6 protein-coding genes are annotated in these 8,466 nt (G+C 49.0%); all 6 read right to left on the reverse strand.

Annotated elements, in window-relative coordinates; translation table 11 throughout:
• Position 1: 1 nt before the first annotated feature.
• Positions 2 to 2,209 (reverse strand): type I secretion system permease/ATPase, encoded by a 2,208-nt coding sequence (locus tag ACVA58_RS12595; RefSeq protein WP_446510784.1) that lies wholly within the window; start codon positions 2,207 to 2,209, stop codon positions 2 to 4.
• Entirely contained in the window at positions 2,190 to 4,244 is a 2,055-nt protein-coding gene (locus tag ACVA58_RS12600) for a bifunctional diguanylate cyclase/phosphodiesterase (protein WP_446510785.1), read from the reverse strand. The genes ACVA58_RS12595 and ACVA58_RS12600 overlap by 20 nt, the downstream gene beginning before the upstream one ends.
• Before the next feature lie 16 nt (positions 4,245 to 4,260).
• The gene (locus ACVA58_RS12605; RefSeq protein WP_446510786.1) at positions 4,261 to 4,959 is read right to left on the reverse strand and encodes a transglutaminase-like cysteine peptidase; all 699 of its coding nucleotides are present in this window, start codon (positions 4,957 to 4,959) and stop codon (positions 4,261 to 4,263) included.
• 33 nt (positions 4,960 to 4,992) lie between these two features.
• Positions 4,993 to 5,613, reverse strand: a complete 621-nt coding sequence (locus tag ACVA58_RS12610) for an OmpA family protein (RefSeq protein WP_446510787.1) — start codon at positions 5,611 to 5,613, stop codon at positions 4,993 to 4,995.
• An 8-nt stretch (positions 5,614 to 5,621) separates the two neighbouring features.
• On the reverse strand, positions 5,622 to 6,911 hold the full coding sequence (locus ACVA58_RS12615) for a TolC family outer membrane protein (protein WP_446510788.1): 1,290 nt from the start codon (positions 6,909 to 6,911) through the stop codon (positions 5,622 to 5,624).
• Positions 6,912 to 6,980: 69 nt separating this feature from the next.
• Complete coding sequence (locus tag ACVA58_RS12620) at positions 6,981 to 8,381, reverse strand: HlyD family type I secretion periplasmic adaptor subunit (RefSeq protein ID WP_446510789.1); 1,401 nt, start codon at positions 8,379 to 8,381, stop codon at positions 6,981 to 6,983.
• Positions 8,382 to 8,466 lie beyond the last annotated feature (85 nt).

The raw sequence follows: 8,466 nt of genomic DNA on the forward strand, positions 1-8,466 counted from the left end.
TCTAAAGTTTTTTCAATTGCTGTAGCACCGCTTCTTTTTCCCCATCAGCAATCACATGCCCTTGATCAAGCACAATAAGCCGATCAACACACTCCAGCATGCTGGTTTTGTGGGTAAACAAAATCAGAGTATGCTGCTCATCAAGCGTTTTCAGAGTGTGCTTGATATGCTGCTCCGAGCGGTTGTCCATCTGGCTGGTGGGTTCATCGAAGATCAGTAGCTTGGGCTGGTTGAGTAATGCCCGGGCAATGGTGACCGCTTGTTTTTGTCCACCCGATAAATATTGCCCGCTTTCCCCAACCTGGCGGTTAAGGCCTGAAGGTTCCTGTTGAGTAAACAGATGGACGCCGGCTTGGTGGCAGGCTTGGTCAATCTCAGCGTCGCTGGCCTGTGGTGAACCAAGGGTTATGTTGTCGCGAATAGAACCGAAAAAAAGAGCATTATCTTGAGGTACACAACCAATCTGCTGGCGTAGTGTATGGGGGTGATATTGATTGATATCGGTATTATTGAAGCGGATGGCTCCCGAACTAGGTTGATACAGCCCCATCAATAGCCGTTGGAGAGTGGTTTTCCCCGAACCAATTTTTCCGATAACCGCCACTTTCTCACCTGGCCTGATGACGAGGGAGAGGGACTTCAATGCGGGAGTTTCGGCATTTGGGTAAGTGAACGTGAGGTTGTCGCATTTGATATGGCCGTTTAGCGGTTGGGTACGATCTGTTTGTTGGCTCGGTCTAATTTCATCTGGCATCGCCATAATATCACTCAAGATGGCAATGGCTGATTTGGCCTGGTGGTAGCGGGTGGACAATTGAGATAACTGGACCATAGGTCCGATAGCGCGACTGGTCAGCATGGAGACTGCGATCAGGCCGCCGACAGTTAACTGCCCTGCTGCTATCAAATAAACCCCGAAGATAATCACCCCCACCGACACGCACTGTTGGGTGAGTCCAGCCAGATTATGTACCGAGTCGGTCAGGCGGCGTGATTGAACACCCCAGTTGGCCATATGGGTGACGGCCTGCTCCCAGCGATGCTGATATTGAGGTTGGCTGTTGAACAGTTTTACCGTCTCAAGCCCGGCAACACTTTCGACCAAGTTAGCATGCTTCTGTGCTGCGAGCTGTGAGCCTTCCTCAATGGCTTTTCGCAGTGGTCGTTGTACTAGTAAGCTGTATAGTGCGAGCAAGGTTATGGCTATAAGTGGAATGGCGACCAGTGGGCCGGCAATAGAGTAGATCACCAATAAAAAAAGCAGTGCAAAGGGGAGATCAATCAAGGACGCGATGGTTGCGGAGGTAAAGAACTCCCTGACCGATTCAAACTCCTGCAAGTGGCGGGTGAATGCGCCTACTGATGGTGGTCGGGCGGCGAGCTTTAGCCCCATGACCTTACGGTAGATATCCGCAGACAGCAGGATGTCCGATTTCTTGCTGGCGATATCGATAAAGTAGCTACGCAAGTATTTCAGCAGCACATCAAAGCCAAAAATAATGACCATACCGCTGGTGAGCACCCACAAGGTATCAAAAGCCTGATTGGGTACAACTTTGTCATAAATCAGCCGGGTAAAAAGCGGAATAGCCAATGCAAAGACATTGAGTAAGGCTGAGGCGATAAGCACGTCACGGTACAGGGGTTTGGATTGCCACAGTGTTTGCCAGAACCACGCTTGGCTTGCGCCAGATATGCTGCGGGGCGGTATATGGTCTGAATCTTGGTTGGCGTGCGGATTGGCCGATGTTGCCGCTTGTTGGCTGCGGGCGTCGAATTGGAAGGGGAGTTTTAGTAAAAATACTCGGTTGAGAAATTGTTGCTCCAGTTCATCGAAACTGATCCAGCTTTTATTTGTAGTTGTGCTTTCTACTCCTGTTGTTTCGGTATCTTGGTCTTTACCCTCCATCGCCAATTCGCAGGGAAGGGCGATTTCTGCCCGTTGTTTTTCCTGATCTATATCGAGCAATACACAGGCACGGTCGCTGTCGAGCAGGGCAATCACCGGTAGCAAAAGCGGGGAGAGTTGGAGAAGGCTAAGGGTCGCTTCCTCTGCTTGGAAACCGGCATTGCGGGCCGCTCTTGGCAGTAAGTGTGGTGAGAGCTGACCGTCTTGCAAAGGCAGCCCTTCCAACAGGCTTTTCACTGAATGGGGTTGGCCGTAATGCTGGCAGAGGTAGTGGAGAGCATTAAGAAGAGGATCTGCCATGGTTTGCCTCCTTCTGATTGGTGATGTAGTGCCCTTGGAAACCCATAATTCCCAACGTCTTTAGTGCCTGGTATTGAGGTTGATGTTCAACCCGGGTGGCAATGGTCTTGATAGAGCGGTGATGGGCAGTTTGGATCAGCGCGCGTAGGGCATCTTGCTGGATATCATCGGTTGGCTGGCGGGTGAAGTCGGTGTCGATTTTGACATACTGAGGCTGGAATTGACGTAAATAGCCTACAGAGTCGAAATGGTGGCCGAAATGATCAATGCCATAGGTAAAATAGTGTTTGTCGAGAACCATACACAACAACCGGGTTTGTGCGCTGTCTTCAAGAAAAGCGACCTCTGGCAGTTCGAAGATAAGCTGCTGGCTGATAACGGGATGTTCGGCCAAGAAGCTATCGAGCCATTGGATAAATTCGGTGTCGGCAATCGAAGTCGGAGCGATATTGATCGCTAAAAAAGTCTGATGCAGTGACAGGTAATGAACGGCTTTTTGGATAATATGGCGATCCAATTCTACGGTCTGCTTGAGGGCATTCAGTGCCGGAATAAACAGGTGGGCAGAATAGCTATGCTCATGGTGTTTGAGTACCGCGAACACTTCTTGATGAACAGGATGTTGTTGATTGTCTCTAACCATTTGAAAGGAAAGCGTAATGTTGTCATTTTTAATCGCGGACAGGCACAGATCTAGCCATTGTTGCTTTCCCCACAGTAGATGTTCGGGTTGATGCATTTGTCGCTGATGTAGTTTTTGTTGCTGCATGTCTTGTGAAAAGCCCGGTGTTTTGCCATCAAGCTGGGATCCTCCTTTTCGTAGTTGGCCATTTTGATGGTGAACTACGGTAAACCGATGGGGATTGTGCTGGGCTTTGGACAGCACATTATCACACTGTGCCAACAGCGCCGACACGCTCAATGAGCTTTGGACGTGCTTGATAATAACACCGCCATAGACGGGTTGGAGGCTGTCAGGAGCGCAACTGGCTTGAATGTGGCTAAGCTGATCAAGCAGGTTCAGTATTGCACTGTTGCTTTGTTCTTGGTCTAGCGGGTTAGCGTGTTCTGGCCGAATAATAACAAATTCACTGTGGCTCAGCCGCCCCAGTTTTTCTGATGTTGAATTCGTACTCTTTAAGTGCTGGCCTACTTTTTCTGCTAACTGGGCAGCCCGTTGGTACTCTTTTTGGCCCCGTAGTCGGCTGATTGCTTCCAATTTAACAATGACAATCGCCCCTGTAGCATCTTGCTCCAGCCAATCTTCCATGTGGAGTAACAGTCGTCTTCGGTTGTTAAGTCCGGACTCTGGATCTTGATAAGCCCGTTTTCGTAATAGATCGGCTTCCTGGGCTTGCTGGTTAAAGTGCTGTTCTATTTTGGCCGACATTTGGTTGAAAGCATGGGTTAAGGGAACGAACTCCTTGGTTGATGGCATAGGCAGTGGCTGACCAAAATGCTTATCGGCAATGGCGTGGGCTTTTTGCTGAAACTGCCTAAGAGGCTTTTTGACAAAATGATCGAGCAACAGCTTCAATGCCAATACGGCAACGACAAAGCCGATGATGAAGGTTGTCAGTAGCTGCCAACTGCTTTGCCAAAGCTTGCTATAGGCCAACGTCGGAGAACTGGTTACCGTGATTTTTCCATACTGTATCCAGCCACTGGTCAATGTATTCTGCCGGGTGACGGGAGAAATATTGACCCATTGCTGAAACCAATGTGGAACATCGCTTGGTTGGGCAGGATAAACTCGCTCAATAAGGGTGTTGTCTTCCAGCAGCTGCAGGGAGACTTTTTGATATAGGCTGCCGTCGAACATGGCGTTAATCACCGACTCGATAGCGATAGTATCGTCTTGTTCAACGTAGGGGGTAATAGCCAGACCGACCGCTTGGATAGCGTTGCCTATTTCGATGGTCTGTTGTTCAACCAAATAACTGTGCGTGGTGGTGAATTGGCTGAAGGCAATGCCTGCAAGCAACAGTAAGAACAATAGGCTCAACCCTAAAAACAACTGGCGATAGAGTGACATATTATTTCATTGCCTCCTATTCGCTATCTAGCCAAAGCACGGGCTTGGCAAACTGATGGTGCAGTACTCGCTGCTGCAAAGACTGCCAGTGTTTGATTCGGCTGGCATCACCGACAAGTTGACCTTGTCCGCGTTGTTTCATCAGCCACAGCTTGCTACCGTTGAAGCTATAGATAGGTTGGAGATCAGGCCGCTGGTTTGCTTGTAAAATCTCTGGGGTCAGGTTATCAAGCAGCAAAGGGACAGCGCTGGGCGTAGGATAATAAGCCAATACCATATGGAACTGGTTTAAGGTTAGCGCTTTGACATAAATCAGGCGAAGTTTTTCATCATTCACCCCTAGCTCACGTAGCGATATGTACTTGGCAATACTGAATTCCTCGCAGTCACCGGCTCCGGCTCCCAAGAACTCTAAGGGAGTTGCCCAGTAATCTTCCTTGCCCCAGATAGTGATATCATCGAGAAACTGTAGCTCGTTGAAGAAATCATTGATTTGTTTTAACTGTGTCAGTTCGTTTTGTTGCCTTGATGCGAGTAATAATTGTCGCCAAGCCATTACCCTCATTGCTGCTTGTCTGCTGTAAGTTTGTTCGATGCGTTTTACGATCTCTTTTTCACCGGCACTTAATGTTGGGTAACCAATATGGGGCTGTTCGGCAACAACATCTGACGGACTTAGCCAGCTGTTGCTAAGCAATAGCGAGATCAATAGCATCCGAATCTCCTTCGTTGTTTTTGTCATTGATGGCTAGTCGGCGCGTAGTGAAAAAATGGTCCACTCTTCTAATACATTTCCCTTTTCTCCCCGTACCCGAGCGGTAACTCGCCGGCTTAATGCGTTGGATTGCTCTTTTGTGCTAGCAGCGACCGGTTCACTGTCACCAAAACCAAGGGTTTTTATCCGGTTAGGGCTGACACCATAGTCGATGAGTTGTTGGCGGACTACTTTGGCTCGGCGCTTTGATAAGCCAAGGTTGTATTCAGACCCCCCCACCGGGCTGGCGTAGCCTTTTAGCTCAATGCGTGCCTCTGCATAGGTCGCCAGAAAATCAGCCATGCGTTTTATTTGCGATAAAAAGGTATCAGGAATGACGGTAGAATCATTGGCGAACAAGATATGCAGATCATTCGATTCAGCGCGTTCGACAAAAGTGGGGCAGCCGTCGTTATCAACAATGGCGGAATGAGGGGTGCCTGGACATTTGTCACGGGCGTTGATCACGCCGTCAGCATCATCATCTAATAAGTCCCGTGATTGATCGGCGATCGGAGGCGCTTCGGCTTCTGTTGAGCAGCCTGATAAACTGAACAGTGCAAGCACCCAGGCTAGTGGTAACCACAATAACGGTTTGGTGTAGAGTTTTATCATGGTTCCCCCTAGCGTACTGATTCCGACCACCGGTTCGGTACATCGACCCGCATTTCTTCCAGTAACTGACCGGTTGAATTCAGTACCCGGTACTTGGCAAGGATCCCGGCATAATGTGCATCGAGGTACGCCTTCCTCGCTTCAAATAGCTCATTTTCAGTATTGAGGACATCCAAGAGGGTACGTTTGCCGATCCTAAACTGTTTCTCATAGGCAATAACTGTGCGGGCTGAGGCATCAACATGTTTTTGTAGGTAAAGGATCTGATTTAATGCTAGTTCCATTCCACTCCAGGCCAGGCGAGTACTTTCTTCCAGTAAACGGTATGCACGATCACGTACATCTTTTGACTGGCTTAGCTGATAGGCGGCACGGCGGCTTTCGGCCAAATCCGAACCACCGTTGTACAGGTTGTATTCCATCTTTAGCATGGCCTTGAATTCATCCGTGTGACCCGGCGTACCATCGATATCTTCTCCCCATTCTTGGGAGGCTTCGATAGAAAAAGTGGGGTAAAAATCCCCTTTGGCCTGTTTGTATTGGTAATTTGCTGCATCGATATCATTTTTTGCCACAAACAATACCGGGTTCATGTCTTTGGCTTCACTGATCGCACTTTCAAGCGAGGTCGGGATATAGGTTTGGTCGACTTCGGGTTTTTCCAGATTAACCGGGGCACTGCCGACCTCACGGTAGAACTCGGTGATCTTATCTTGCAGGTTATTTTCAGCCGCAATGAGGTTGGAACGCGAACGGGCAAGTCGTCCTTCTATCTGGGCTAAATCGGCGGTTGAGCCAATGCCAGAATCAGTCCGTTTTTTGATATCGGTGAAGATGCGCTGGTGGACCGCGAAGTTAGTTTGTGACAAAGCCAGTACTTCCTGGGCCTCAAGGGTGTCGAGATAGATCTCAGTGACTCGTAGGGCTTTGTCTTGGGCATCCGCCAGAAGTTGGTAGCGTTGAGCTTCGGCTTCAGCTTTGTTGCGCTGGATATCATGATAGGTCACGGACCCATCCCAGATAAGCTGACGCAAACTGATGGTGGCATCTAGCGGTTCATAGTCCCCGGTGCTGTTAGTCGTATTGTCGTAGTCCTCGTACCCTGCGCTGGCCTCTAGATCGACAGATGGTAAGTAATCGCCGACAGAAGAGCGGGTAGACTCGTTTCGGCTCATGAACTCATTGTAAGCCCGCTTGATTTCAGGGTTGGTCGCTAACGTATCAGCTACCGCCTGCTCTAACGATTGTCCTGTTGCCGAGGGAACATAAAGTAAACTCGCTATCAGCGTGATCTTCATCCTGCGTTTACTAAAAGGTTGTAAGAATCGTTTATGTAAAAGAATCATAGAAAGCAGCCCCTAAAATAATCACTCTCTGAGTGCTGTTTGCTGTGCTTTCAGCACTGGGTTGAGTAAATACTGCAAGACGGTTTTCTCGCCTGTAATAATGTCGGCTACCGCATTCATCCCCGGAATAATGGGTAGTCGGTTTCCTGCCGGATCGGTAAATTCCGTTTCATCGGTTCGGATCCGAATTTGATAGTAACTATGCCCTTCTTCATCGACTTGGGTATCGGCGCTGATATGCTCAAGCGTGCCAGTCAGGCCGCCATACTGAGTGAAGTCATAAGCGGTAAATTTCACCACCGCGGTTAATCCTGGTCGAAGGAAGCCGATGTCTTTGGGCGAGATCTGCGCTTCTACCAACAAGCTATCTTCGGTGGGGATCACCTCGATAAGATCCATACCGGGCTGGATAACACCACCGAGGGTATTGATATGAATTTTCTGAACCGTACCGTTGACAGGAGAGGTGACGAGGGTACGCACGACCTTATCTTGTAAGCCAAGGTGAGACTGACTCAAAGCATCGAGCTTATCGGAAGTCTGGTTGAGTTCAGACTGAATATCGGATCGGAAATTAAGGGCGATATCGAGCCGTTTGAATATCGCTTCGTTTAATGCCGCTTTCATCGTCGGGATTTGCAATTCAGTCGATGTCATTTCTTTACGGGTTTCATTGACTTGCCGTTGTAGCTTGAGCAGCTCAATCTTGGGCACGACGCCTTCATCGGCCAGTGGTTTGGTGATTCGGTATTCTTCATTGGCCAAGTAATAGCTTTGTTTCTGGTTCTTAAGTCGCGCTCGTGCTTCTTCCAGTTCTCGGAGCTTTTGCTGGATCTGCTGGGCCATCAGGGTTAATTGATTATCTAAACTGGCCAGTTGATCACGGTATTCGTTTTGTTGCCTTTTCACCAAACCGGCGTTCTGCTGATGAAAGTGATCAGGAAAAGCGAGGTTGGCTGGTGAGATGGTAACGGATTGACGCCACAGCTTGCTGGGTGACTTGTCTGGTGGTGATGTGATTATGCTGTTTAATAATGCATTTAGACGGATACTATCGGCTTTGATGCCCAGCAAATCCTGATTTTTTTCATCAAAGTCGGCTTTGAAACGGGTGTCGTCGAGCTGGATGAGCGATTGACCGACGGTGACCTGCTCCCCTTCACGCACCAAAATGGCCTCGACAATACCGCCTTCGAGGTTTTGAACTATCTGTCGCTGCGAAGAAGGGATGACCTTACCTTCACCACGGGTGACTTGTTCTATCGGGGCATAAGCGGCCCACATAATGGCGGCGACAAAAAACAGGGCGATAAGCCAAAGTAGCAGGCGTGAACGACCCGATGCCTCAAGCAATGAGGCGTAATGGGACTCTCGCACATAGTCGAGATGCTGTGGTTTGATCTGCTGCTTCAGGTTTGTCATGCCTTCGTACTTAGCCTCGTACTGACAGACACGTTAGCCAACCTATGTCCTTATAGTGGTAACGAAAACAATAGTTTACCTGCTT

The organism is Photobacterium sp. DNB22_13_2 (assembly GCF_052873915.1).

Coding starts and splice junctions, on each gene's coding strand:
- ACVA58_RS12615 (WP_446510788.1), bottom strand. CDS start 6,911: ATGAAGATCACGCTGATAGCGAGTTTACTTTATGTTCCCTCGGCAACA.
- ACVA58_RS12605 (WP_446510786.1), bottom strand. CDS start 4,959: ATGCTATTGATCTCGCTATTGCTTAGCAACAGCTGGCTAAGTCCGTCA.
- ACVA58_RS12595 (WP_446510784.1), bottom strand. CDS start 2,209: ATGGCAGATCCTCTTCTTAATGCTCTCCACTACCTCTGCCAGCATTAC.
- ACVA58_RS12620 (WP_446510789.1), bottom strand. CDS start 8,381: ATGACAAACCTGAAGCAGCAGATCAAACCACAGCATCTCGACTATGTG.
- ACVA58_RS12600 (WP_446510785.1), bottom strand. CDS start 4,244: ATGTCACTCTATCGCCAGTTGTTTTTAGGGTTGAGCCTATTGTTCTTA.
- ACVA58_RS12610 (WP_446510787.1), bottom strand. CDS start 5,613: ATGATAAAACTCTACACCAAACCGTTATTGTGGTTACCACTAGCCTGG.